A 22550-nucleotide genomic window follows, 5' to 3' on the forward strand; every position below is an offset into this window, starting at 1 on the left:
CGTCGGTGGAACGGGCCTTCCAGGCAGGACTTCGCCGCATCCCCTCGCGCGGACCGGCCGGGAGTCTGGACTGGACCCACCGGGACGACGGTCCAGGAGGTGCGGCGGCCTCGTCGATCACGGAGCGGGACGCTCCCTCGCCTGGGCAACGCCGACCATCCTACCAGTGGTGCCAGTAGGCTGGCGGAACGACCCGGCCGTGGTGTCCGCACCCCTATCCCCAGGAGGACCCGTGGAGAACCCGCAGCAGGACTGGGAGGCCGGTGGTGAGCGGCTGACGGCCACCACCGCCGCCATGCTCTCGGCCATGGACTCCGTGGTGGACGGCAAGCACCGGGCGGTCCGCACGGCCGTCCTGGTCCTGCTGGCCGGCGGCCACCTGCTGGTGGAGGACGTCCCCGGCGTGGGCAAGACCCTGCTGGCCAAGGCCCTGGCGCGGACCGTGGGCGGCACCGTCAACCGCATCCAGTTCACCCCGGACCTGCTGCCCTCGGACGTCACGGGGGTCTCCGTGTTCAACCAGGACCGGCACACCTTCGAGTTCCGGGCCGGGGCGGTGTTCGCCAACGTCGTGATCGGCGACGAGATCAACCGGGCCTCCGCCAAGACCCAGTCCGCCCTGCTGGAGTGCATGGAGGAACACCAGGTCACCGTGGACGGCACCACCCACCGGCTGGACGAGCCGTTCATGGTGGTGGCGACCCAGAACCCGGTCGAGTCCGAGGGCACCTACCCCCTGCCGGAGGCACAGCGGGACCGGTTCATGGCCCGGATCACCATGGGCTATCCGGACGAGGACGCCGAACTGCAGATGCTGCGCACCCACCACGGTCCGCTGCCCTCGGCCGCTCCCGTCAACCGGCTCGCCCCGGTCACGTCCACCGACGACGTGTTGCAGATGATCGAGGCCGTCTCCCGGGTGCACGTCTCCGAGCCCGTGGCCCGGTACGTGGTGGCCCTGGGCCGGGCCAGCCGGCAGCACGCGGACGTGCTGGTGGGAGCCAGCCCCCGGTCCCTGCTGCAGCTCACCCGGGCGGCCAAGGCCGAGGCCGCGCTGAACGGCCGGTCCTACGTGACGCCGCAGGACGTGACCGACGTCGTGGGGGTGGTGTTCCCGCACCGGTTGATGCTGCGGCGCCGGTCCGCGCACGACGCCGCGGAGGCCGAGGCGGTCACCGACCGCATCCTGCACTCCGTGGCCGTCCCGGCCGGCGTCTGAGACCGGGTGGGACGATGGGCACCGGTCCGCTGAAGCCGACGACGCGGGGGCTGGCCATCGGGGTGGCCGCCGCGGTGCTGGTGCTCGGCGGGCTGGTCCTGGGACGGCGGGAGGCCATCGCGATCGGGCTGTTCCTGGCCGCGCTCCTCGCCGCCTCCCTGGCCGCGCTGGCCGTGCACGCGCACCTGGCCCGCCGGACCCGGTTGGTGCGCACGGTGTCCCCCCGGGTCCTCGTGGCCGGGGGCGACGTGCGGGTGACGTTCTCGGGCGTGGTGCCCGGCCTCAGGGACGCGCTGCCCGGCCGCGCCCCGGTCCCGGTGCCGTCCGGTGGTTACCGGTGGCCGGCACCCCGGCGGGGGGTGTACGACGTCGGCCCGGCCCTGACGCACCTGCGCGGCCCGTTCGGCCTGTGGACCGGGAGCGCACCGGTGGCGGCCACGAGCCGGGTGCGGGTGCTGCCCCAGCCGCTGGACGACGAGGCACTGGACGGGGTCCTGCGGGCCGGGACCGGGGAGCACGACGCGGCGGACCTGCTCGGCAGCGAGGCGGCCCCGGATGACCTGCTCGTGCGGGACCACCGGGACGGGGACGCCCTGACGCGGGTGCACTGGGGTGCCACCGCCCGCACCGGACGGCTCATGGTGCGCCAGGAGGAGTGGGCGCACGACCCCTGGACCGTGGTGGTCCTGGACTGCCGGGCAGTCTCCTTCGCCACCGGCCGGCACCAGGTGGACGGCGGGGCGGGCCGGGGCTGGACGACGTCCGCGGCGTTCGAACGGGCGGTCAGCGTGGCCGCGGCGGTCATCGACCGGTTGCACTCCTCCGGCCACCACGTGCTGCTGATGGACCAGGACGGCAACCGGCTGGAGCCCGAGCTGGCCGCCGCCGTGCTCGAACCGGCGCTCCGGGAGGCGGCCTGGACCGCCGCCCTGCCCTCCCAGGTCACCACCGTCATCGCCCTGCTGGGCACCGCGGTCGGGCAGGACGTGCCGGTCATGGTCACCCTGCCCCGCACCCTGCACCGCGTGGCCCTGCTGTTCGGGGCCGGTGAGGCCGTGCCGGTCGGGCCCGCCGGACCGGTAGGGCCCGCCGCCGCGCTCGAGCAGGACGGCTGGCTGGTGGCGGGGGTCCGGACATGACCGGCGTGCTGTCCCGGGCCGGGGCCGCCTGGCTGCTGGCCGCCCTCACCGGTGCCCTGGTGGTCGCCGCCGCGCTGTCCCTGGGCGCCGTGTTCGATGCCCCGCCCGCGGCCTGGTTGCCGCCCTCGTCCGTGCCGGCCGTCCTGGGACTGGCCGGGGCCGCCACCGTCCGCTCCCTCGGAGGCCGGGTGCTCCGCCCCCTGCTGGTGGGGCTCGCGGTCGCCGCCGGGGCCTGGTGCCTGCAGTGGTGGCCCGAGACGCTCCTGGCGGGACTGCTGCCCCAGCAGGAGACGGCGGGGGCGATCGCCGCCTCGGCCGCGGAGCTGCGCGAGACCATCTGGACGGACACCGTCCCGGTGACGCCCACGGATCCGGCGCTGGCCGCCGTCGGGGCGGTCCTGGCACTGACCGCCCTGGTGACCGACGCGATCGCCGTCGGGTTGCGCTCCCCCGCGATCGCCGGGATCCCGCCGCTGGCCCTGATCGGGGGTGCGGCCGTGATCACGGCGGGGGTGACCCCGTGGCCGGCCCTGGCCATCGCCGCCGGGGCCTGGCTGGCCCTGCTGGCGGTGGGCAGCGACTCCCTGCTGTCCCTGATCCACGAGGCGCCCGCCCCCGGGGCCCGCCCGGAGTCCGACCGGCCGGCCGGTGGCGCCTCCTGGCCGGCCGGCACGGTGGCGACCGGCGCGGCGGCCGTGGCCGCCCTGGTGGCCGGAGCCACCCAGGTGCCGTTCCTGGCCACCGGGCTGGCCCCCGAGGGGCAGCGCTTCGTGCTCGGCCAGGGTGCGGGCCCGGTGAACCCGGCCGCCGATCTCGGCCGCGAGCTGCGCAGCTCCACCGGGTACGCCGGGATCCGCTACGAGACCGAGGACGGCCGGGGCGTCTACCTGCGCACCGCGGTGGTGGAAGATGTCCAGGACTCACCCTGGGAGGCCGTGCCGCCCCAGTACTCGGGGCCGCCCACGATCACGGGCTTCGACCCCGCCGGTGCGCGGCTGGCCGGCGGTTCGGACCGGCTCCTGGCGCAGGCCGCCGCCGGTGGGGACGGTCCGTGGTCGGTGGTGAGCCTGTCCCTGGACGACTGGTCCGGGAACTGGGCCCCGCTGCCGGACCAGGTCTGGCGCGTGGACCGGGTCGTGGGCGACTGGGGCTGGCAGGTGGAACCGTCCACCTCCGTCGCCTACCGCCGGGAGTCGACTCCGGTGGAGCTCGACTACCGGGCCGCCGTCGTCCCCGTGCGGATGGGCCTGGAGGAGCTGGCCTCGCTGACCCGCCCGGGCGCCCCGCAGGGCATCTACAACCGCTGGGGCTCCGGACCGGAGCTGGAGGGCTCCCGGGTCGAGGCCCTGGCCCAGGAGGTCACCGCCGGGATGACCAACCCCGTGGAGCAGGCCGCCGCCATCCAGGCGCACCTGACCTCCGGGCGCTTCACCTACTCCGAGACCGCCCCCGTGGAGCGGGGCTACGACGGCTCGGGACTCCGGATGACGGAGCAATTCCTCGAGGCCGGGGCCGGATACTGCATCCACTACGCCTCCGCGATGACCATGATGGCCCAGTCCGTGGGCATCCCCGCCCGGGTGGTGGTGGGCTACGCACCCGTCGCCGCGACCCCGGGCACCGGGACGCAGCACCGGGTGACCTCGGACCGGGCGCACTCCTGGCCGGAGCTGTACCTGAACGGCGTCGGGTGGGTCCCCTTCGAGCCCACCCCGGGGGTGGGACGGACCCCCAGCTACACGCAGGCCCAGGGGTCCGGTGACCCGACGCCCGAGGCCGACCCCAGGCTGCCCGGAACGGCCGCGTCGCCGAACGCGCCCCTCCCCGCGTCCGGATCCGGCGGGGAGGGAGCGGGCTCTGCGGGGCGGGACGGCGCGGCCCGCGTCGACCGGACGGTCGGCTCGATGGTGCTCGGCCTGACGCTGGCGGCGGCCCTGGCCGGACTGGCCGTGCTGCCCCGCTGGCTCCGTGCCCGACGGCGGCGTCGGCGGCTCGGCGCCCGCACCGGGCAGGTGCAGGGCCCGGCACCGGGGGCGATCGACGGACCGGACCCCGCGGCCGATGCGCGGCGGATGCGCCGGCGGGTCCGGGACGCGTGGCAGGAACTGGAGGACACCGCGACGGACCTGGGCCTGGGGCGCCGGGCGTACGAGCCCGAACCGGCGTTCGCGCACCGGCTGGCGGGCCGGAGCACCCGGGACGGGGCCCGGCCGGACGGCAGGAGTGGGGCCGCCGCCACCGCCACCGTGGCGGCCGTGGACAAGGAGGTCGAGGCGATCGTCGACGCCATCTCATGGGCCCGCTACGCCCCGGACGCCTCGCCCGCCCCCACGACGGTGCCCGGGACGGTGGGGCGGGTCCGGGCGCTCGTCACCGCCCTGGAGCAGGCCGCGGACCCGGCCATCCGGCGCCGGGCCCGGTGGCTGCCGGCGTCGCTGCTGCCCGCCCCGGGCCGGCCCGGATCACCCGCCCGGCCCGATTGGCCGGGCTGGCTCGACTGGACCAGGGAGCGCAACGGGCGCGGGTGACCGGGTGCACCCCAGCGTCGGTGCCCGCACACGGCACGGGCCCGGCCGAAGCCGGGCCCGTGCCGTGTGCGGGACTGTGGAGGGGCCGGACTACTTCTTCGCGGCGTAGGGGTCGGCGATGCCGATGTACTGCACCGTGGTGTACTCCTCGATGCCCTCGGCGCCGCCCTCGCGCCCCAGGCCCGACTGCTTCACGCCGCCGAACGGGGCGGAGGCGTTGGAGATGACGCCCGCGTTGAAGCCGACCAGGCCGAACTCGATCTGCTCGGAGACCCGGAACATCGTGTTGACGTCCTTGGTGTAGATGTAGGACGCCAGGCCGTACTGGGAGGCGTTGGCCAGCTCGATGGCCTCCTGCTCGGTGGCGAAGGTCGTCACGGGGGCCACCGGGCCGAAGATCTCCTGGGACAGGATTGGGTTGTCCTTGCCCACGGACAGCAGGGTCGGGATGTAGAAGAAGCCCTCGCCCTCCTTGGGGGTGCCACCGGTGACGACCTCGCCGCCGGCCGCGACGGACTCCTGGACCAGGGCGTGGATGTCGTCCCGCGCGCCGCCGTCGATGATCGGGCCCACGGTGGAGTCCGGCTCGGTGCCGCGGGCCGGGTTCAATGCGGCCAGTGCGGCGGCGAACTTGGCCGTGAACTCCTCGGCCACGTCCTCGTGCACGATGAAGCGGTTCGCGGCGGTGCAGGCCTCGCCCATGTTGCGCATCTTGGCGGCCATGGCCCCCTCGACGGCGGCGTCCAGGTCGGCGTCCTCGAAGACCAGGAACGGGGCGTTGCCGCCGAGCTCCATCGAGGTGCGCAGCACGTTCTGGGCGGCATCCTGCATCAGGCGCACGCCGACCGGGGTGGATCCGGTGAAGGACACCTTGCGCAGCCGGGAGTCCTTCATCAGCGGCCCGGAGATCGCGGAGGCCGAGGACCCGGCGACGACGTTGAGCACGCCGGCCGGCAGGCCCGCCTCCTGCATGACCTGGGCGAAGAGCATGGAGGTCAGCGGGGTGAGCTTGGCGGGCTTGAGCACCATGGTGCAGCCGGCGGCCACCGCCGGGGCGACCTTGCGGGTGGCCATGGCCAGCGGGAAGTTCCACGGGGTGATCAGCAGCGACGGGCCCACGGGCTTGTGCGTCACGATCATCTTGTTCTTGCCCTCGGGCGAGGTGAAGTAGCGGCCGTAGTGGCGCACCGTCTCCTCGGAGAACCAGCGCAGGAACTCGGCGCCGTAGGCGACCTCACCGCGGGCCTCGGCCAGCGGCTTGCCCATCTCCAGGGTCATCAGCAGGGCGAAGTCCTCGGCGCGGGCGGTGACCAGGTCGAAGGCGCGGCGCAGGATCTCGGCGCGTTCGCGCGGGGCGGTCAGCGCCCACTCGGCCTGCACGGCGGCGGCGGCGTCCAGGGCGGCCAGGGCATCGTCCGAGTTGCCGTCCTGGATGGAGAGCAGGACCTTGCCGGTGGCCGGGTCGTGCACGTCCAGGGTCTTGCCGGAGCTGGCGTCCCGCCACTCTCCGTTGATCAGCAGGCCGGTGGGGACGGACTGCAGCAGTTCCTGCTCGCGTTCGGCGGTGACAGTCATGGGGAACCTCATTTCCGGTCGGTCGGCTCGGTCGGCCGGCGGCGGGTGTCGCCGTCGTCGGGGACCGTTCACCTCAGACTACTGCCGCCCGTGGGGCCATCCTGCACAGGTCACAATGCGACACCGGTGCACTGTGCGGGCCCGTCGGGGCGTTGTTCGGCCCTACTGCCGGGAGGCCAGGACCGCCTCGTACAGCTCCCGCTTGGGCACCCCGCGGGCTGCGGCCACGGTGGCCACGGCCTCCTTGAGCCGGGTGCCGGAGGCCACGAGGACCTCCACGTCGGCCACCTGGCCGGCCGTGTCCGTGTCCGGCTCACTGGTGGCCCCGGCGGTGACGATGACGATCTCGCCCCTGATGTCCTTCGAGCCCGCCCACTCGAGCAGGCCCTCGAGGCTGTCCCGGACCACCTCCTCGTGGAGCTTGGTCAGTTCCCGGGCCACGCAGGCGGGGCGGTCGGCCCCGAAGGCCTCCCGCAGGGAGGACAGGGTCGCGGCCAGGCGGTGCGGTGACTCGAAGAAGACCAGGGTCCGGGCGTCCCGGGACAGCTCGGTGAGCAGTCGCGAGCGCTCCCCCTCCTTGCGCGGCAGGAACCCCTCGAAGGCGAAGCGGTCGGTGGGCAGTCCGGACAGCGCCAGCGCGGTGGTCACCGCGCTCGGGCCGGGCGCGCAGGTCACCGGCACGTCTTCCCGGGCCGCGGTCGAGACCAGCCGGTAGCCGGGGTCGGAGACCAGCGGCATGCCGGCGTCGGTGACGACCGCCACCACGGCGCCGTCCCGGGCGGCGTCCAACAGCTCCCGCGTGGACTCGCGTTCGTTGTGCTCGTGGTGGCTGACGACCTTCCCGGTGATCCTGACGCCCAGGCCCTGGGCCAGGTGGTGGGCGCGGCGGGTGTCCTCGGCGGCCACCACGTCCGCGGTGGCCAGCAGGTGCCTGAGGTGCTCGGAGGCGTCCGAGAGGTTGCCGATGGGCGTAGCCGCCAGCACGATCCGTCCACCGGGGTTCTCTGCATCAGCCATGCCCTCATCGTAGGCGCCCGCGATCCCCCACCGACCTGCACGTACCATGGCAGGGTGTTCCCGCCCCCGCACTCCGCCCCGTCGGCCGCGCCCGACGCCGCGGCGTCGTCCCGGCCGGAGGGCCGGGAACCGGCCCCCGTGCGTGACCGCTGGCTGGAGACCCCCCTCGAGGCGTACACCGAGTCCGCCCTGCGGCTGCGGCTGCTCGGGGAGCGCTTCCACCCCGGCCACTGGGGCTGGATCGTCCCACTGGCCGTGACACTGGTGGCCGCTGTGCTGCGCCTGGCCCGGCTGGACCACCCCGACCAGTTGGTCTTCGACGAGACCTACTACGTCAAGGACGCCTTCACCCTGCTGCAGGCCGGTTACGAGCTGAACTGGCCGGAGGAGCACAACGAGCAGTTCGCCGCCGGGAATCCCCGGCCCGAGGACTCTCCCGAGTACGTGGTGCACCCGCCGCTGGGCAAGTGGCTGATCGCCCTGGGCATGCTGTGGTTCGGCACGGACCACGGTGTCGGCTGGCGGTTCTCGGCGGCGGCCGCCGGGACGCTGTCCGTGCTGCTGACCGCCCTGATCGCCCAGCGGCTCTTCCGCTCGGTGTTCCTGGGCGGAGTGGCCGGGCTGCTGCTGGCCGTCGAGGGCCACCACCTGGTGCTCTCCCGCACCGGCCTGCTGGACATCTTCCTGTCCTTCTTCGTGCTGGCCGCCTTCGGCGCGCTGCTGCTGGACCGGGCGCACGGCCGGGCCCTGCTCGCCCGCCGGCTGGCCGGCGTCGCCGACCGCCACGGCGGGGTGCCGCCGCCATGGGCGGGGCGCCACGGACCCTGGCTGGGCTGGCGCCCGTGGCGGCTGGTGGCCGGCGTGCTGCTCGGCGCCGCCTGCGGGGTGAAGCTCTCCGGGCTGGCCTTCGTGGCGGTGTTCGGGCTGATGAGCGTGCTGTGGGACGCCAACGCCCGCCGGGTGGCCGGGATCCGGCACTGGCTGCGCGCCGGGATCGTCCGGGACGGCCTGTACGCCTTCGTCGCCGTGGTCGGCGTCGGCGCGCTCACCTACCTGGCCACCTGGACCGGGTGGCTCGTCACGGCCGGCGGGTACAACCGGCAGTGGCACCTGAGCCATCCGCCGGTGGCGTGGTGGGAGCACCTGGTCCCCGGGGCGCTGCGCTCACTGGCCGACTACCACCGGCAGTCCACCCAGTTCCACGGCGGCCTGGAGTCCGGCCACGACTACGCCTCGAGCCCGTGGACCTGGCCGTTCATGGGCCGGCCCACCTCCTTCTACTATCAGGGGTACGACGACGGTGCGGCCGGCTGCCCGGTCGAGACCTGTTCCGCGGCGATCACCGACCTGGCGAACCCGGTGATCTGGTGGGCCGGCCTGCTGGCCGTCCTGGCCCTGGTGCTCATCTGGCTGGGCCGCCGTGACTGGCGGGCCGGGGCGATCCTGGGCGCCTACGCCGCAGGCCAGCTGGTCTGGTTCCTCTGGCCGGACCGCACCATGTTCTTCTTCTACACGGTGGCCTACGCCCCCTTCCTCGTGCTGGCCGTCACCCTGTGCCTGGGGGCGCTGCTGCGCCTGGGCGGGCCGGTGAACCGCCGCCGGAACACCGTCCTGGTGCTGTCGTTCGTCCTGGTGGCCGTGCTGACCAGCGCGTTCTTCATGCCCGTCTGGACCGGGGAGATGATCCCCTATGAGCAGTGGCGGGCACGCATGTGGATGAGCAGCTGGATCTGAGCCGATAGCATCGGGGCATGCTAGAAGCCAGCACGGACCGGGTCGCCGACCTCCCGGCCGAGACCAATGCCACCGACCATGTCCTGGCCGTGGCGGCCGCCCGCCCCCACTCCCCCGCGTACGCGGTGCGCAACGGTGCCGGCGGCTGGGTGGACGTGTCCTACGCGGCCTTCCTGGAGCAGGTGCGCGCGGTGGCGAAGGGGCTGATCGCCCGGGGCGTGGAGCCGGGGTCCATGGTGGGGATCATGGCCCCCACGAGCTACGAGTGGGCCGTGATCGACCAGGCCATCTGGTTCGCCGGGGCCGCCTCCGTGCCGGTGTACGAGACGTCCTCCCCGCACCAGGTCCAGCACATCCTGACGGACTCGGGCACCCGGCTGGTGTTCACGGCGGCCGACCGCCAGGCCGACGCCGTGCGGCGGGCGGCCGCACTGGCCGGCGTCGAGGTGGGCATCGAGTTCCTGGACGCCGCCGGGCTCGCCGCACTGGCCGAGGCCGGGCGGGGCGTGACGGACGCGGCGCTGGAGGCCGCGCGCTCGAGCGCCACGCTGGCCGACCTCGCCTCGCTCGTGTACACCTCCGGGACCACCGGGCGGCCGAAGGGCACCCGGATCACGCACGGCAACTTCGCCGTGGGCGCGGTGAACCTGCTGCCCTTCGCAGAGCAGATCGTGGGCGGGGGTGAGCAGCGCACCCTGATGTTCCTGCCGCTGGCCCACGTGCTCGCCCACGCCGTGCAGTACGTCTGCCTCGTCGGCGGCATCCAGATCGCCCACGCCTCGGACCTGAAGACGCTCACCGCCGACCTGGCCTCCTTCCACCCCACCTGGCTGCTGGCCGTGCCGCGGGTGTTCGAGAAGCTCGACGCCGGCGCCGCCGCCAAGGCCCGCGAGGGTGGCACCGAGAAGGTCTTCGCGGCCGCCCGGCGCACGGCGGTCGAGTACTCCGAGGCGCTGGACTCCCAGGCCCGCGGCGAGGGCAACGGCCCGGGCGCGCTGCTGAGGGCCCGGCACGCCCTGTTCGACCGGCTCGTGTACCCCAGGATCCGGGCCATCCTGGGCGGGGCGGCGAAGTACACCGTCTCCGGGGCGAGCGCGCTGAACCCCGAGCTCGCCCACTTCTTCCGCGGCGCGGGACTGGGCATGCAGGAGGGCTACGGCCTGACCGAGACCACGGCCCCGGCCACCCTCAACATCCCCGGCCACACGCGGGTGGGCTCGGTGGGGCTGCCGGTGCCCGGCACCACCATCCGGATCGCCGACGACCGGGAGATCCTCATCAAGGGCCCCATCGTGTTCGACGGATACCACCGGCTGCCGGAGGAGACCGCCGCCGCCTTCGACGCCGACGGGTTCTTCCGGTCCGGGGACATCGGGCGGCTGGACGAGGACGGCTTCCTCTACGTCACCGGGCGGAAGAAGGAGATCATCGTCACCGCCGGCGGCAAGAACGTCTACCCCACCCCGCTGGAGGAGGCCATCCGGTCCTCCGGGGTGGTCTCCCAGGTGGTCGTGGTCGGCGACGGGCGGCCGTACGTGGGCGCGCTGGTCACCCTGGATCCCGACGGGCTGTCCCAGTGGGCGACCGCCCAGGGCCTGCCGGCGCCGACCCTGCAGGAGGCCTGCACGGACCCGCGGGTACGGGACGAGGTGCAGAAGGTGGTGGACGCGGCCAACGAACAGGTCTCCCGCGCCGAGTCCGTGCGCCGGTTCCTCATCCTCGACACCGAGCTCACCGAGGAGTCCGGCCACCTGACCCCCTCCCTGAAGCTGCAGCGCAAGGTCGTCATGGACGACTACGCCGCCGCCATCGAGGACCTCTACCGGGCGGACTGATCCCCCGGGCCCGGCCTGTCCGTGGAACGCGACGGCGGCCGGGAGCACCGTGCTCCCGGCCGCCGTCGCGGACGCGTGGTCAGGCCGCGTCCGCCCAGTCGTTCCGGCGCCGGATCAAGTCCTCCTGGGCCAGCCGCGAGTCGTACCGGCGCCGCCGGGTGGGCCAGGTGAACACCAGCGTGAGGACCAGGGTCAGCAGGACGAGCACGCCCACGGCCAGCCCGGCATCGATCCAGAACTGGTTCGGGTAGAGCCGGATCAGCGCGTCGCTGGCCAGGAACGTCCACGTGCCCTCGGCGAAGAACAGGCCGTGGAACGCGGCGAAGAACTGCTGCCAGCCCAGCACCGCCAGCACGCCGAGCGCGATCAGCACCACCAGCATCCACAGGGACCCGGCGAACAGGGCACGGCGGATCCCGCCCTTGGCGGCGCGGGACAGCGCCACCATGAACAGCAGGCACAGCAGGCCCAGCAGCAGGCCCACGCCCATCGTGATGAGCATGACGAGCTTGACGTCCGTCATGTGGGAGACCTCGGTGCCCGTGAACAGCGCCGACCCGTCGTGCTGGAGGTCCCCGAGGTAGCGCTCCGGCGCGGCGTTGAACAGGTAGTCCATGCCCGCGGACCCGTAGGTGAGCCGGTCGTCGGTGGTGAAGCCGTACGGGTCGTCCGGGAAGCCCGGGCGGTGGTACTCGATCCACAGGAACACCGGCGAGGCGACGAGCCTCACGGCGGCGATGAGCACCACCACCGGGAAGAAGACCGCCAGCAGCACCTGCATCACCCGCGGTCCCGTCGGGGACCCCTTCAGCGCCTCGTCGCGGGCGGCGGCGCGGGCCTCCGCGTCGCGCAGCTCACGGCGGTTCTCCTCTGGATCCCGCGTGGCCGGCCCGGCGGCAGGGCCGCGGGGGTGCCCCGCCACCGGTGCCGGCAGGCCACCCGGGCCACCGGACCAGGCACTCGCGGGCTGGGGTTCCGGCTCCGGCCGGGCGGTGGCGGTCACCACGTCGGCCTCCGCGCCCCGGGCACGGGCACCCGGCAGGTCCCGGTCCGTGTCCCGTGCCGCGCCTGCCGCTCCTACCGCTCCTACCGCTCCTGCCGCGCCGATCCCGGCACCGTCGCCGGCGGCCAGGCGCTCCAGTTCACTGCGGTCGATCGACTGGGTGGGCTGGGTGCCAGCCTCGGCCTGGGCGGTCGCGCGCCGGTCGAGACCGGACAGGACCTCGGTGTCGGAGCCCCGGTCGGCGCTCCACCCGGCATCCCGCCCGGCATCCCCCCGGGCATCCCGGGCGGCGGACGCCGGGATCTCGTCCGTGGAGTGCTCGGCCTCGCGGGGACGCACCCCGTCCGGGCCCGCGACGGTGCTGCCGACGGCCCCGGCGCCGGGCGTGGCCTGAGCGGCTCCGTCCGCGGTCCCGGACGCGGCCTCGCCGCTCCCGCCGCTCCCGCCGCTCCCTTCGGTCCCTTCGGTCCCGTCGGCGGCATCGTCCTCGACGTACGCTGCGTAGTCCAGGCCGCTCTCGAACTGCGGCGCCTCCAGGTCCTCCCCGCGGGTGCCACCCCAGTCGTCGACGGTGTCCCGGTCCTCCCGGCTGTCCCCGCCCGGACTCGTGCGTGCCATGGTGTTGCCTCCCGCTCGTTGCGCTGTCGCCTGACCTCGGCACCGAGCCTAGTGTCGTCCGGACCCCAGCCGTCGGGGGCGCACCGCGACCGGGCACGATCCCCTCTCCTCCCGGCGTCGGCGGGGCCGCACTCAGGCGGTGAGCCGGCGGGCGCCGGCGTCGTGGGCCTCGAGGTCCCCGGTGGCCCCGGCACGCACCGCGCGGCGGCCAAGCACGAGCGTGTAGGTCCAGTACGCGGCGAGCACCGCGGCCCCCAGCCCCAGGCGCAGCCAGTGGGGCAGCGCCGAGGGCGTCACGAATCCCTCGACCACCCCGGAGACGGCCAGCACGAGCACCAGGCCGACGGCCACGGTCATCAGGGACCGGCCCTCCGCGGCCAGGGAGTCCAGCCTGGTCCGCTGGCCCGGGGCGACCCAGGCCCAGAAGATCCGCAGGCCTGCCGCCCCGGCGATGAAGATGGCCGTCAGCTCCATGAACCCGTGCGGAAGGATGTACAGGAAGAAGGTGTCCAGTTCGCCGTGGGCGGCCATCACCCCACCGGAGATCCCCACGCCCTGGGCGTTGAGGAACAGGACGTAGGGCACGAAGTAGCCGGTGATGCCGAAGGCCACCTCCTGGGCGGCGATCCAGGCGTTGTTCGTCCAGACCTGGCCGGCGAAGGACGCGGCCGGGTTCTCGGAGTAGTACCCGGTGAACCGCTCCTCGGCGTACTCGCGCACCTGGTCCTCGCTGCCCAGCGCGGCCAGCACCTGCGGCTCCTGCGCCACCCAGAGGCCGAACCAGGCCGCCACCAGGCAGAACAGGGCCCCGAGGACCACGGTCAGCCAGCGGATCCGGTAGAACGCCGCGGGCAACTGCTCCACGAAGAAGCGGGAGAGCCCGGCCGCCGCGTTGGACGGGGCACCCGTGATGCGGTTGCGGGCCCGGGACAGGACCATGGACAGCCCGACCGCCTGGGGGCCGTCCGGGTCGTGGGCCTGCACCACGGCCAGGTGGGCCGAGGCCCGGCCGTAGAGCTCGAGCAGCTCGTCGGCCTGCCCGGCGTCGAGCCGGCGGGTCCTGGCCAACGCGTCGAGACGCTCCCACAGGGAGCGGTGCACGGCGGTGTAGGCGTCCAGGTCCACGGTCCTCAGGGTACCGGCGGCTACGCTGGCCCGAGGCCCGCTCCGCAGGGCCCGACGAGGGAGGACGCATGATGACCACGGTGGTGACCGGTGAGGCCGTGGTCCTGCAGGTGCGGCCGGCCTCGTTCGTGGTGCGCGCCGGCGGCGCACTGCTGGACGGCCTGGTGATCGCCGGGGCCTTCGCGCTGTCCGCATGGGCCCTGGCGGCCACCGTCGGCGAGGGGCTCGACCCCGCGGCCGCCCAGGCCACGGTCCTCACCCTGGTGGTGGCCTGCCTGGTCGGCCTGCCCCTGGCGTGGGAGACCGTCAGCCGGGGCCGCTCCCCCGGCAAGCTCGCCTTCGGCCTGCGGGTGGTCCGGGACGACGGCGGCGCGGTCCGGTTGCGGCACGTCCTGGTCCGCGTCCTGCTGGGCGTGTTCGAACTGTGGATGACCTTCGGTTCGGTGGCGGTGCTGGCCTCGCTGTTCAACGAGCGGGGCAAGCGGCTGGCGGACATGGTGGCCGGTACCCGGGTGGTCACCGAGCGACGGCCACGCGTGCCGGCACCCCTGCCCGGGGTGCCCGGGACGATGACGGGCTGGGCGGCCGTGGCCGACGTCGGGCGCATCCCGGATGCCCTGGCCGCCTCCGTGGCCCAGTTCCTGCGCGCCGCGGACCGGGTCCCCCCGATCACCCGGAACGCCACGGCCGTCCGGCTGGCGGCCCGGGTGGCGCCCTTCGTGGCCCCGGGACCGCCCGCCGGCGCCACCATGGAGGAGTTCCTGCTGGCCGTGATGGCCGAGCGGCGCAACCGGGACTACGCCCGGCTCACCCGGCAACAGCGGGCCACCGAGGCAGCCGCCGGGCGCATGCGCTCGCTGCCCTACGCCTGACCGCCGACCATATCCTGGAAAAACCCGTCAGGATGGACACATCCCCCGGTCATACCGGGGGGATTTGTCCATCCTGTGATGGGTCAGAACGAGAGGACAGAACTCAGTAGCGGTAGTGGTCCGGCTTGTAGGGGCCGGCCACGTCCACGCCCAGGTACTCGGCCTGGTCCTTGCTCAGCTCCGTCAGGTGCGCGCCGAGGGCCTCCAGGTGCAGGCGGGCGACCTTCTCGTCCAGGACCTTGGGCAGGACGTAGACCTGCTTGCCGTACTCCTCGCCGGTGATCGAGCCGTGGCGGGCGAAGAGCTCCATCTGGGCCATCACCTGGTTGGTGAAGGAGGCGCTCATGACGAAGGACGGGTGCCCGGTCGCGTTGCCCAGGTTCAGCAGCCGGCCCTCGGAGAGCACGATGATCGAGCGCTCGGTGTCCGTGCCGGTGTCGAAGGTCCACTCGTGGACCTGCGGCTTGATCTCGGTCTTGACCACGCCGTCCACCCGGGACAGTCCGGCCATGTCCAGTTCGTTGTCGAAGTGGCCGACGTTGCCGACGATCGCCTTGTCCTTCATCTGCAGCATGTCCTGGGCCATGATGATGTCCTTGCCACCGGTGGTGGTGATGAAGATGTCACCGGAGGCCAGGACCTCGTCCAGGCGGACCACCTGGTACCCGTCCATCGCGGCCTGCAGGGCGTTGATCGGGTCCACCTCGGTGACGACCACGCGCGCGCCCTGGCCGCGGAAGGCCTCGGCGGCCCCCTTGCCGACGTCCCCGTAGCCGCAGACCACGGCGGTCTTGCCGCCGATCAGCACGTCCGTGCCCCGCATGATGCCGTCCGGCAGCGAGTGACGGATGCCGTACTTGTTGTCGAACTTGGACTTGGTCACGGCGTCGTTGACGTTGATGGCCGGGAACAGCAACTGGCCGGCCTCGGCCAGCTGGTAGAGCCGGTGCACGCCCGTGGTGGTCTCCTCGGTGACGCCGCGGATGCCCGCTGCGATCCTGGTGAAGCGCTGCGGGTCCTCGTGGATGGAGGCGCGCAGGGTCTCCAGGATGATCTGGTACTCCTCGGCGTCGTCCGTGGTGGGGCTCGGCACGGCGCCGGCGGCCTCGAACTCCACGCCCTTGTGCACCAGCAGGGTGGCGTCGCCGCCGTCGTCCAGGATCATGTTGGGGCCCAGCTCCGGGTCCTGGTCCGCGCCGGGCCAGACGAGGATCTGGGAGGCGGTCCACCAGTAGTCGGACAGGGTCTCGTTCTTCCAGGCGAAGACGGGCACCCCGGCCGGGGCCTCGGGGGTGCCGTTGCCGACGACGACCGCTGCGGCCGCCTCGTCCTGGGTGGAGAAGATGTTGCAGGACGCCCAGCGGACCTCGGCGCCGAGGGCGGTGAGGGTCTCGATCAGCACGGCGGTCTGCACGGTCATGTGCAGCGACCCGGCGATGCGGGCCCCCTTGAGGGGCTGGGCCTCGCCGAACTCCTCGCGCAGGGCCATCAGTCCGGGCATCTCGTGCTCGGCCAGGCGGATCTGGTGCCGGCCGGCCTCGGCCAGGGACAGGTCGCGGACGGCGAAGTCGAAGGTGGCCCCGGGCACGGTGACGCGGTTGGCGTAGCCCGGATCGGTCGCGGGGCTCGGGGCGCTGTCGGCAGGGATCTCAGTCATGCTCCCCAGCCTAGAACAGTCAGCGGGCCCGCCCGGGCCTAGCGTTCGCCGGAGTCACGCAGCAGGCGCAGCACGGGCCGTCCCGGCCGGGCCGGGGCCTCGCCGTTGAGCGGTTCCGGCCGGGGGCCGGCGTCGGGACCGGTTCCGCGGCGCACCGTGGGCCGCGGGGGGTCCTCCCGGGGCGCGGGCTCTCGCACGGCGTGCGCGAGGGCCAGCAGGTCGTCGGGTTCGGGCGGCGGGTGCGGGACGGAGCCCTCCGGCGCCTCGATGCGCAGCAGTTCCCAGCCCTTGGGCGCGGTCATCGTCCGCGCGTGACGCTCGCACAGGTCGTAGGTGTGCGGCTCGGCCAGCCGGGACATCGGCCCCAGGACGACCGTGGAGTCGGCGTAGTTGTACGTCAGGGTCGCCACGGCCGCCGTCCGGCAGCTGGTCTTGGAGCACTGGCGTATCGATCCCACGGCAGACCACCCTACCGCCCCGGCGGGCTCTCGTGGGGAGGCGTGCCCGGTACACACCGGGGCGGTGCGGGACTAGCATCGAGTCATGATGTCCTTCGAACCGATTGCGGTCACTGGGGGCGCTGGAACCGGGGTCCCCGGTGTTCCGCCCGCGCGCCACGCCCGGCGGGACCGCCGGGGCCGGGGACTGCGCGGCCCGTTGCTGCCGGGAGTGCTGCCCGGGTCCCGCACGCGCAATGAGAGGTTCGACGACCACCTGGCCGCGGCCGTCGAACGGCTGGCGGAACTGTGCGGACCGGCCGTGGAGCAGGCGCGCTTCCGCGCCACCATGGTGCCCGAGGGCCTCGAGGAGCGCCTGGAACTCGTCCGGGTCTGGGGTGCGGAGCTGGTCGAGGACCCCACCGGTACCACCCGGCGGGACCCTGACGGCACCGTGGTGATCACCATCCACCGGCGGCCGATCGAGGCCCGGTGCCCGGCCCCGTCGTTGCTGGCCGACCTCGTCTACGGGGCGGTCGTGGAGCAGTGGGCGGCACTGACCGGCGTGGCCCCGGAGTCCGTGGACCCCGACTTCCACTGGTAGGCCGTGCCGGCCCGGCCGGGGGTCAGTACCCGACCCGCACCGGCAGCCCGCCGGACCGCTCGACGCGCGGCGTCACCGGATAGGCCGAGATCCCCTGGGCGGTCCGGACCGAGACCCCGGCGTGGACCTCGCCCTGCACCGTGGCCAGCAGGACACCGGACACGGTGTCGCCCGTGTCCGCCAGTCCCGCGGCCGACACGGTCCGCGTGGTCGCCGGACCGATCCGCCGCACGGTCGGCTCACCGAGACTCCCGTCGGCGAGCACGGGCGTCAGTTCCACCGCACCGCCCTGCTCCGCGTAGAGCGCCAGGGTCGAGGTGGCGGAGGACGGCAGCGCGACGACCCGTTCCACCCCCAGGGGACGGACGGCGGGCACGGAGGACACGTCGATCGGCCCCCCGGCCGTGCCGCTCTGCCCCTGGGCGCTGGCCGTCACGGGCGCGTCCGCACTGACCGCCACGGTGTACGTGCCCGCGTCCAGGCCGGTCAGCGGCACCCGCACCGTGGACCCGGCCCCGACCCGCACCACCCCGCCGCCGGGCAGCTCCGCCGGCCCGTCGGGACCGCTCACGGACACCTCCGCGGTCGCCGCGAGGCTGGGGGCGGCGATCGTCACGGCGGGCCCCACGCCCTCGTAACCGTCCTGGCCGGCGATCCCGCGTACCGTCCGGGGACCCGGCACCGCGACACCGGGCACGACTGTCCGGGGCGCGGGCGCCGCCGTCGGCTGGATCACGTCCACCCCGCCCGGGACGAGGCCGAACAAGCGGTTCTGCTGGATGAAGGCGCCCACGGCCCCGCCCTGGGCACTGACCCGCACGGCTAGGTGCTGCTCGCCGGGGGCCAGGCCGCCCAGCACCAGGGAACGGGTCTGCCCCGGGGCCAGGACGATGCCCGCCGTGCCGGCCGCCTCCACGGGCCCCTCGGCGCCGTACAGGCTCAGGTCGACCGTGCTGGCGCTCGCGGAGGGGTTGGACAGGACGAGGACGGCGGTGGTCCCCACCGTCGTCGCCGCCCCCGTCAGCCAGTGCTCGTGGGCCGGGGGGATGCAGGAGGTGGCGTCCGTGCCGGCCAGGTCCCCGTCCGCGGCGGAGTACGCCGAGACGGTGTCCGCCCCGGCGGGCTGCCCGCCCAGCGGTTCGACCGCGACGGCGGCCGCCTCGCCGTCTGCTCCCCCGAGCGCCTCGACGCTGGCCTCGCGGACCGGGACGCCGTCCGGCCCGGCCGTGGCCGGCTCACCCTGCTGGACCCGCTCGGGCTGGCGCGGGGTGAGCCGCCGGGTCTCCTGGCCGTCCCCGGCACTCGCACCCGGCACCAGGGGACGCAGGGTGCTGCCCGGGAACCGGCCGGCCAGGTTGGACAGCAGGACGGAGGTCAGGCTCGAGTCGGCCGTGGTGGAGACGGGACTGAACTGGGTGTCCGTCCCGTCCCCGGCGCCCCGGGCCAGTCGCGGAGGCGGCGGGCACACGCCCTGCGCGGGGGCCGCGGAGAGCCGGGCGGGCGCTGCCGTCCCGTCGACCGCGGGCGCAACCGGGGCCGCCAGGCTGCCCAGCGCCACCGCGCCGGCCACCAGGAGCACGACGCCCGCCCCGGCCACCCCGGCGGACACCCGCCCCCGCCGGCCCAGTCCGCGTTCGTGCGCGTGCAGGGCGGCCTGGCGCCGCTGGTCTCGCGCGGCGGCGGCCTGCTGTGTCTTGCGCTGTCCCCTGCTCACCGGCTCGTCGTCCGGCCGGTGCAGGTGCTGGAAGGCGTTCATCGCCGGACCGTCCCCTCGCGTGGCCCGCGGTGTCCCCCGCCGGGCCGTTCGCGCGTCCCGGCGTGGGCATCGGCGCGGGCGTCGGTGCGGCGCACCGGGGACGGGATGGCGAGCAGGACGGCGAGCACGAGCAGTGCACCGCCGATCCACCAGGTCCAGCTCCCGCCGGACGGCTCGTGCCACACCTGGAGCCGTCCGCCGCCGGCGGGCAGCTCGAAGGCCTGGGCCCAGTCGCCACCGGTCACGGCCACCGGTTCCAGGGGTGCCCCGTCGAGGGTCGCCCGCCAGCCAGGGTCGGCCCGCTCGGCCAGCACGAGGCGCCGGCCGCCCTCGGCCTCCTCGCCCTCGCGCGCGGCGGTCGCCGTGGCGATCCGGGTGTCCACCCGGTCCCCGTCGCGGGCCACCAGGTGGGTGGTGTTCCCCGCGGCGTCCTCCAGTCGGACGCGCGCCGTGGTGAACCCCATCCGGTCCTGCAGTCCGTGGTCACCGGCCACCGGGATGCCGCCGTCCCGGGACGGGATCACCCGCCACAGCCAGCCGGAGTCGGTCAGGCCCACCGGGGCCAGGCCGGGGACCGCGTCGATGGAGGCCGCGGTGCCGAGCTCCCCGCCGTCCGTGTCCCTCAGCACGACGAAGGCCGCGCCGAAGGACTCCAGCACCGGGCGCGGGTCCGCCGTCGTGCCGGAGACCAGACCGGCCGCCAGGCTGCGCAGGGCCTCGTCCGCGGCGTCCGGCGTCGCGGCCCGGGGGTCCGGGAGCGGGCCGGACAGCGACCGGGCCGCCCACCCGGCGCTGAGCCGGTCCAGGGTGGGCCCGGTGCCCCCGGCGAGGCGGACCTGCAGTTCCTCCGCGCGGCGTTCCAGCACCACGGTGCGGGTGGCCAGCGCACTGGTCCCCTGGTCCGCGGCGGTCGCCGGGACCAGCCGGACGGGACTGGCCACCACGGCGGACCCGGTCCCCAGGGTGGACAGCTCCGGATCCGGCTCGCCGTCGCCCGAGCGCAGCTCCAGTGACTCGGTGCCGGCCGCCTGGAGGGCCTCGGCCGGGACGGCGCGCGGGATGACCCAGAGCCCGGCCGTGAGCAGGACGGAACCGGCCGCGGCGGTGGCGAGCACGGCGGCGCAGGTGCGGCGGGCCGCGCCCGGGGCCCCGAGGACGGTGGAGCCCGCGACCGCCGCGAGCAAGACCCCGAGCACGGCGGTCGAGGTGAAGGGGCCGGTGAACACGGTGACCAGCCGGCCGTCGGTTCCCAGGGAGACGGCGACCAGGGGGGCCACCGAACCGGCCACGACGGCGAGCACGGTGAGGAGCGCCGCGGCGCGGGCGACCTGTCCGGCCCGGCCGCGACGGGCTGCGCCGACCACGGCCAGCACGAGCACCGGGAGGCCGATCACGAGTGCGGCGGTCAGCGCCCAGGGGAAGCCGGGGATCCAGGCGTCGAGCCAGGGCAGGGCCCGCAGCCCGGAGTCCGGGGCGAAGGCCTCCGGGAAACCGAGGAGCTGCTGCCAGGCCGGGGCCGGGTCTGACGCCTGGGGGACGCCGGGATCACCCAGGACGGCCCGTAGGTCCGTCCAGTGGGTCACCAGGGCGGGCAGGAACAGGGCCAGCGCCGGAGCCGGGGTCCACCACAGCGTCCGGCCAGGCCGGCGCAGCACGGCGGCCAGCGCCAGTACGGCCCCGGAGAGGACCGGCAGCAGCGCGGGGGACGCCGCACCGATGACGGCCAGCAGCAGCGCGGTCCAGCCGGAGGCGGTCCAGGAGACCACGCCGCGGTGTCCCGGCCGGATCAGGACGTCGGCCGGGACACCGTCCGTGTCCGGACGGTGGGTGGCGGCGGAGCCGGTGGCCCGGAGCACGGCCAGGGCCAGCCACGGCAGCGCCAGGTGCACCAGCAGGGCCCCCGGCCTGCCCTGGCCCGAGGCCGTCAGCAGTGCCGGTGAGAGTCCCCACAGCAGGGCGGCCAGCAGGCGGGCGGCCCGGCCACGGTCCACGGCGCCGGCCGCTGCCCAGGCACCGAGGGCCGCCAGCGGCATGGCCAGGATCGTCAGCCAGACCAGGACCGCCGAACCGTGACCGGTCGCCCCGAGCACGGCCAGGACCAGGCCGAAGGGGCCGGGCTGCACGGAGGCCCCGGCCCCGGCAGCGGACCAGTCGGCGGTGGCGTGGTGCCACACGTCGGCCGGCGCCCCGGACAGGGGCAGCAGGGAGCCCCCGGACAGGGCCTCGGCACCCAGGAGGTGGCGCAGGCCGAAGAGGCTCAGTCCCCCGAGCAGCAACAGGGCGAACACCAGGCCCGTTCCCACCCAGGCACGTTCGGGGGTCGCCAGGGCGGTGAAGTCGTCGTGGTCGCCGGTCGCCTCGGTCCCGGTGCCGGTGGACCCGGTGCCGTCCCCGATGACCTCGTCGGGCGCCTCGAGGTCGACGAGGCTGCGCCGGTAGGAGCGGACCTCGTGTCGGTCGGCCCGCAACGGGTCGACGACGGACCGCGGCGCCCGCCGGGTACGCCGGGCCTGTCGCCTGGACCGGGCCAGCGAGCCCGGGCGGACGAGGGTGCGCACGGTCCCGTTCAGGTGGGCGGCACCCCGGCCGGGCTCCTTGGCGAGCAGGGCGGCGAGGAATCCGCCGAGTCCGGCGAGCAGTCCCCCCACCCAGAGGAACGGCAGGGCCAGCGGCCGGGCGTGCTTGAGGCGCAGCCAGAGCGAGGACTCCCGCACGGCGGCCGTGCCGGCGGACAGGCCCTCTCCCGCGCCGTCGTGGCCGACCACGGCCTCGGGAACGACCACGACCCGGTGCCCGGCGAGACGGGCGCGCCAGCAGAGGTCGACGGCGGCCGCGGGGGCCGGCCCCTCGGGGTCCAGCCCGCCCAGTGCGGTCCACACGTCCGCGCGGACCAGCAGTCCCGGGGCGGAGACCGCGAAGACGTCGGTGCGCCCGTCGTACTGGCCCTGGTCCAGCTCGCCGGGCTCGATCAGGCTGACCGGCTCGCCGGCGCCGGTGACCGCCAGGCCGACGTCGAGCAGGTGGCGGGGCCGGCCCGGCTCGACCTGCTTGCACCCGGCGATCGCCACGGAGGGGGAGGTCTCCACGGCCGTCAGCAGCCGGCGCAGGGCGTCGGGGGCGGCCCGGGCGTCGTCGTGCAGCCACCACAGCCAGTGCTCGGCGCCGCCGGGCCCGGCGTCCCCCGGGGAGCCGGGGAGCGCGAGCCGGTCGGCGAGCCGGGTGACGGGTGACTGGATGAACCGGACGGCCCGGCCGGCGTCGTCGGCCATGCGGGAGAGCGCCTCCCTCAGGTCGTCGTCCGCCTCGCGCGCGAGGACGACGACGATGCCGTCCGGGGCGCGGTCCTGGTCCAGCAGGGAGCGGACGGCGTCCGCGGCCAGGTCCGGCCGGCGGTCGACGACCACCGCGGCGGTGACGTACGGGTCGGTGCG

Annotated in this window: 15 protein-coding genes; 7 read left to right on the forward strand and 8 right to left on the reverse strand. The window is 74.9% G+C overall.

Features of this window, described 5'->3' with window-relative positions; translation table 11 throughout:
• Positions 1-232 precede the first annotated feature (232 nt).
• From PLJ28_RS01510 to PLJ28_RS01520, 3 genes are read left to right on the forward strand one after another with little or no spacing between them, the layout of a single operon-like run.
• Positions 233-1219 (forward strand): AAA family ATPase, encoded by a 987-nt coding sequence (locus tag PLJ28_RS01510; protein WP_183523915.1) that lies wholly within the window; start codon positions 233-235, stop codon positions 1217-1219.
• Positions 1220-1233: 14 nt separating this feature from the next.
• Positions 1234-2358, forward strand: a complete 1125-nt coding sequence (locus tag PLJ28_RS01515) for a DUF58 domain-containing protein (RefSeq protein WP_298044763.1) — start codon at positions 1234-1236, stop codon at positions 2356-2358.
• Positions 2355-4886 carry a transglutaminase TgpA family protein gene (locus PLJ28_RS01520; RefSeq protein WP_324589848.1) on the forward strand — a complete coding sequence of 844 codons (2532 nt, stop codon included), beginning with the start codon at positions 2355-2357 and terminating at the stop codon, positions 4884-4886. The genes PLJ28_RS01515 and PLJ28_RS01520 overlap by 4 nt, the downstream gene beginning before the upstream one ends.
• Before the next feature lie 90 nt (positions 4887-4976).
• Here PLJ28_RS01520 and PLJ28_RS01525 read toward each other — a convergent pair whose 3' ends face one another.
• Positions 4977-6461: an NAD-dependent succinate-semialdehyde dehydrogenase gene (locus PLJ28_RS01525; protein WP_183523906.1), complete on the reverse strand. Its 1485-nt coding sequence runs from the start codon at positions 6459-6461 to the stop codon at positions 4977-4979.
• Positions 6462-6623: 162 nt separating this feature from the next.
• Positions 6624-7478 carry a 16S rRNA (cytidine(1402)-2'-O)-methyltransferase gene (gene rsmI / locus PLJ28_RS01530; RefSeq protein WP_183523903.1) on the reverse strand — a complete coding sequence of 285 codons (855 nt, stop codon included), beginning with the start codon at positions 7476-7478 and terminating at the stop codon, positions 6624-6626.
• A gap of 54 nt (positions 7479-7532) precedes the next feature.
• Here rsmI and PLJ28_RS01535 point away from each other — a divergent pair, with 54 nt between their 5' ends.
• Both PLJ28_RS01535 and PLJ28_RS01540 read left to right on the forward strand, forming a co-directional pair.
• On the forward strand, positions 7533-9212 hold the full coding sequence (locus tag PLJ28_RS01535; RefSeq protein ID WP_183523900.1) for a dolichyl-phosphate-mannose--protein mannosyltransferase: 1680 nt from the start codon (positions 7533-7535) through the stop codon (positions 9210-9212).
• A gap of 17 nt (positions 9213-9229) precedes the next feature.
• Entirely contained in the window at positions 9230-11047 is a 1818-nt protein-coding gene (locus PLJ28_RS01540; RefSeq protein ID WP_183523885.1) for an AMP-dependent synthetase/ligase, read from the forward strand.
• A gap of 79 nt (positions 11048-11126) precedes the next feature.
• Here PLJ28_RS01540 and PLJ28_RS01545 read toward each other — a convergent pair whose 3' ends face one another.
• Together PLJ28_RS01545 and PLJ28_RS01550 are read right to left on the reverse strand one after the other, a co-directional pair.
• A complete protein-coding gene (locus PLJ28_RS01545; protein WP_324589849.1) occupies positions 11127-12668 on the reverse strand; it encodes a TIGR01906 family membrane protein in 1542 nt (513 codons plus the stop codon).
• Between the two features lie 132 nt (positions 12669-12800).
• Complete coding sequence (locus tag PLJ28_RS01550) at positions 12801-13793, reverse strand: stage II sporulation protein M (RefSeq protein ID WP_183523882.1); 993 nt, start codon at positions 13791-13793, stop codon at positions 12801-12803.
• Between the two features lie 68 nt (positions 13794-13861).
• On the opposite strand from PLJ28_RS01550, the gene PLJ28_RS01555 reads away from it, so the two are divergent.
• Complete coding sequence (locus PLJ28_RS01555) at positions 13862-14665, forward strand: RDD family protein (protein ID WP_255459387.1); 804 nt, start codon at positions 13862-13864, stop codon at positions 14663-14665.
• Positions 14666-14768: 103 nt separating this feature from the next.
• Here the strand turns inward: PLJ28_RS01555 and ahcY are convergent, their stop codons facing one another.
• On the reverse strand, positions 14769-16322 hold the full coding sequence (gene ahcY, locus PLJ28_RS01560) for an adenosylhomocysteinase (protein ID WP_010142919.1): 1554 nt from the start codon (positions 16320-16322) through the stop codon (positions 14769-14771).
• A 38-nt stretch (positions 16323-16360) separates the two neighbouring features.
• The gene (locus PLJ28_RS01565) at positions 16361-16732 is read right to left on the reverse strand and encodes a DUF3499 family protein (protein WP_370577069.1); all 372 of its coding nucleotides are present in this window, start codon (positions 16730-16732) and stop codon (positions 16361-16363) included.
• A gap of 133 nt (positions 16733-16865) precedes the next feature.
• Here PLJ28_RS01565 and PLJ28_RS01570 point away from each other — a divergent pair, with 133 nt between their 5' ends.
• The gene (locus PLJ28_RS01570) at positions 16866-17363 is read left to right on the forward strand and encodes a metallopeptidase family protein (RefSeq protein WP_141565900.1); all 498 of its coding nucleotides are present in this window, start codon (positions 16866-16868) and stop codon (positions 17361-17363) included.
• A 22-nt stretch (positions 17364-17385) separates the two neighbouring features.
• On the opposite strand, the gene PLJ28_RS01575 is transcribed toward PLJ28_RS01570, so the two are convergent.
• Together PLJ28_RS01575 and PLJ28_RS01580 are read right to left on the reverse strand one after the other, a co-directional pair.
• Positions 17386-19119: a DUF5719 family protein gene (locus PLJ28_RS01575; protein WP_324589850.1), complete on the reverse strand. Its 1734-nt coding sequence runs from the start codon at positions 19117-19119 to the stop codon at positions 17386-17388.
• Positions 19116-22523: a glycosyltransferase gene (locus PLJ28_RS01580; RefSeq protein WP_298043249.1), complete on the reverse strand. Its 3408-nt coding sequence runs from the start codon at positions 22521-22523 to the stop codon at positions 19116-19118. Before PLJ28_RS01580 ends, PLJ28_RS01575 begins: the two co-directional genes overlap by 4 nt.
• Between the last annotated feature and the right edge of the window lie 27 nt (positions 22524-22550).

Source organism: Citricoccus sp. (assembly GCF_035445025.1).
Lineage (GTDB): Bacteria > Actinomycetota > Actinomycetes > Actinomycetales > Micrococcaceae > Citricoccus.

Coding starts and splice junctions, on each gene's coding strand:
- PLJ28_RS01570 (WP_141565900.1), top strand. CDS start 16,866: ATGATGTCCTTCGAACCGATTGCGGTCACTGGGGGCGCTGGAACCGGG.
- PLJ28_RS01520 (WP_324589848.1), top strand. CDS start 2,355: ATGACCGGCGTGCTGTCCCGGGCCGGGGCCGCCTGGCTGCTGGCCGCC.
- PLJ28_RS01525 (WP_183523906.1), bottom strand. CDS start 6,461: ATGACTGTCACCGCCGAACGCGAGCAGGAACTGCTGCAGTCCGTCCCC.
- rsmI (WP_183523903.1), bottom strand. CDS start 7,478: ATGGCTGATGCAGAGAACCCCGGTGGACGGATCGTGCTGGCGGCTACG.
- PLJ28_RS01515 (WP_298044763.1), top strand. CDS start 1,234: ATGGGCACCGGTCCGCTGAAGCCGACGACGCGGGGGCTGGCCATCGGG.
- ahcY (WP_010142919.1), bottom strand. CDS start 16,322: ATGACTGAGATCCCTGCCGACAGCGCCCCGAGCCCCGCGACCGATCCG.
- PLJ28_RS01555 (WP_255459387.1), top strand. CDS start 13,862: ATGATGACCACGGTGGTGACCGGTGAGGCCGTGGTCCTGCAGGTGCGG.
- PLJ28_RS01575 (WP_324589850.1), bottom strand. CDS start 19,119: ATGAACGCCTTCCAGCACCTGCACCGGCCGGACGACGAGCCGGTGAGC.
- PLJ28_RS01540 (WP_183523885.1), top strand. CDS start 9,230: ATGCTAGAAGCCAGCACGGACCGGGTCGCCGACCTCCCGGCCGAGACC.
- PLJ28_RS01545 (WP_324589849.1), bottom strand. CDS start 12,668: ATGGCACGCACGAGTCCGGGCGGGGACAGCCGGGAGGACCGGGACACC.